The following is a 2,562-nucleotide window of genomic DNA, read 5'->3' on the forward strand; positions in this document are numbered from 1 at the left end:
TAGACAGGCGCTGCCTGGGGGAGGAGGTGCATCTCGCCCTGGGGTGATCTTATCGACACCACGTCCTCAAAACCTTTTGCGTTGTAAGGTCCTTTTCCGGACAGGACGTGTGATTTTACGTGCTCAATAACGTTCAGGATCGATGGATCGAGACGGGCAAGGGGATCGGCAATATCATCCACGTTACCTGTAAAAAATATTTCATCGGCAAAACGGTTGACCATGATCATTTTGCCTGATGTGTCAAAAACAAAGACAGGGCCGGGTACGCTGTCGATGGTGGCCTGAGAGGCTTGCTGGACAAGAAAAAGCTCACCGAGAGAACTCTGACGGTATCTGGCTATGCTCTCCGCCATCTTGTTGAAGTCTTCGCCAAGCCGCGCGATCTCGTCACTCCCTGCAATGCCTGCCCTTGCCTCCATGTCGCCTGCCCCTATTCGCCGGACTGCCTTGCTGAGAACCGAGATGGGCCGTATCATGCGGCTTGTGAGGACAACAGAGATCGTAATGCCGAGGATTGCCAGGATTATTGTTACGGCGAACAAAAATATGTTTGTCCTGTTGGCGACCTTTCGCACGTGCTCGCTCTTGAAGACCATCGCGTCCTGGTTCATGGCCAATATTTTGTCGGCGGTACGTTTGATCTTCTCGAACAGGGGTAAAAGCTCTTCGAAATAGAAACCCCTCTTGGAGGTGTTCTTTGTCGTAAGAAGTATCTCCTGTTTTGTCTTATATTCGTTCCACAGAATGCCAAGATTTCTGGTGGCCTCTGCCTCGCCCTTTTCCGTAATGTTCTTCTTCTGGACGCTTAGTTCATCTTCAAAAGACCGCCTGTTTTCCCGGATTATCTTTTCGCCTTCTTTGCGGTGGCCCTCTATGATGAACAGGGCGGCGGAGTCCATTCTCTCCAGGGCCTCCTTGATCCTTTCCACGGCAAGGATGCTCCGGTAGTTATCCTGCAATATTATCTGGGATGTTTCGCCTACCCTGTATGTCGTTATTGCCGAAATGGTTCCTATAAAAAGCAGCGCAACAATAAGCGGGAGCTGTGCGATCAGTAGTTTTCCCTTTAATGTCATTCCTGTGTCCCTTTATCCTCAAAGGATACGATATGGATGTCAAATTCGTGAGCTTCCTTGAGGAACTGAAAGGTAAAAGAGCGGCCCATAAAGTGTTTCCACCACGGCTGCACTGAGCGGCCCAGAATAATATGCTTTACTGCGTGGGAGCGTGCAAAGTCGGTTATTGCGGCGACAGTATCCTTATTGTGGAGCCTCACGAACTCCGCACCCAGTTCTTTCGCTTTATTCATGGTCTTTATGAGATGACGCTGCGAAGCGGCATCGATATTTACAGGCGATTCATGCGGGGTCTCGACATTTACCACGAACCAGTGGGTATTCAATCTCCCTGCCATCCGGTACCCCCTGTAGAGGAGGGTCTCCGCATGCGGCGACGCTGAAGCGATGCATACCATTACCCTCTCTGACGCACGCTGCTTCTTTGTTATCTGATCGCTCTGGAGTTTTTTTGATGAAACCCTTTCAAGACTTTCGGCAACCTCCCGGAGGGTAAGTTCACGCAGGGTGTCGAGGTTCCCTGGTTTGAAGAAATGTTCCTGCGCCCAGGGGATCTTTTCGCGTTCGTAGATCTTACCTTCCTGTAATCGTAAAAGGAGATCCTCCACGGTCAGGTCGATGGTGATTATCTGATCTGCCTGTTTGAGAAATGCGTCGGGGATGGTCTCCCGTATCTTTGTGTCCGCCACGTTGCTCACCAGCTCATTCAGGCTTTCAAGGTGCTGAACGTTGAACGCACAGATCACGTTGATGCCTGCATCGAGAAGATCGATGATATCCTGCCAGCGTTTCCCGTTCTTGCAGAGCGGCACATTTGTATGGGCGACCTCGTCTACGATCGCTATCCGGGGATGCCGGGCGAGAACGCCGTCAATGTCCATCTCTTCCACAACTATGCCCCGGTATTCATACTGCTTCCGCGGGACCACCTCGAGCCCCTCAATGAGTTCCGATGTCTCCTGCCTGCCGTGAGGCTCAACGTATCCGATGACAATATCAACGCCCCTGTTTTTCAGGGTATGCGCCTCTTTAAGTATCCGGTATGTTTTCCCTACCCCTGCGGCAAAACCGAGGTACGTGCGCAGTTTCCCCCGCTTCGTCTGCTCGACGAGCTCGAGAAAGTCTGTTGCTTTCTGCCGCTGTGCTGTCGGTATGGCGGTCATTTTGGCTATTATATCACTTTATAGATGGAGGGGGTCCAAAATAGCGATCAAGGGCACGATTCAGCGTGAGCACGTTTGCCCTTGGATTACCCAGAAAACCAAACTCTCTCCCCTCGATATTCATTTCAACTATTTTCCGTATCCTGTCCGGTTCAATGTCCCTCGCCCCGGCAATTCGCGGGATCTGCCAGAACGCACCCGATGGAGAGAGATGGGGATCAAGCCCGCTTCCGGAGGTTGTTACGAGTTCTACGGGAATAGGGCCTTCCGCCGCTGGATTTTCTTTCTTTAACCGTTCTATCTCCTTCGTCACCCTGTTC

3 protein-coding genes are annotated in these 2,562 nt (G+C 51.4%); all 3 read right to left on the minus strand.

What is annotated here, in order from left to right; translation table 11 throughout:
- On the minus strand, window positions 1–1,079 hold a 1,079-nt coding region (locus PHU49_17120), incomplete at its 3' end, for a HAMP domain-containing protein (GenBank protein ID MDD5245731.1).
- Window positions 1,076–2,242 (minus strand): sensor histidine kinase KdpD, encoded by a 1,167-nt coding sequence (locus PHU49_17125; protein ID MDD5245732.1) that lies wholly within the window; start codon window positions 2,240–2,242, stop codon window positions 1,076–1,078. The genes PHU49_17120 and PHU49_17125, both read right to left, overlap by 4 nt.
- Window positions 2,243–2,255: 13 nt before the next feature.
- Window positions 2,256–2,562, minus strand: a 307-nt coding sequence (locus PHU49_17130) for a potassium-transporting ATPase subunit C (protein ID MDD5245733.1), incomplete at its 5' end; no start/stop codon positions are given.

It is taken from the genome of Syntrophorhabdaceae bacterium, assembly GCA_028713955.1.
Classification (GTDB): Bacteria; Desulfobacterota; Syntrophorhabdia; order Syntrophorhabdales; family Syntrophorhabdaceae; genus UBA5609.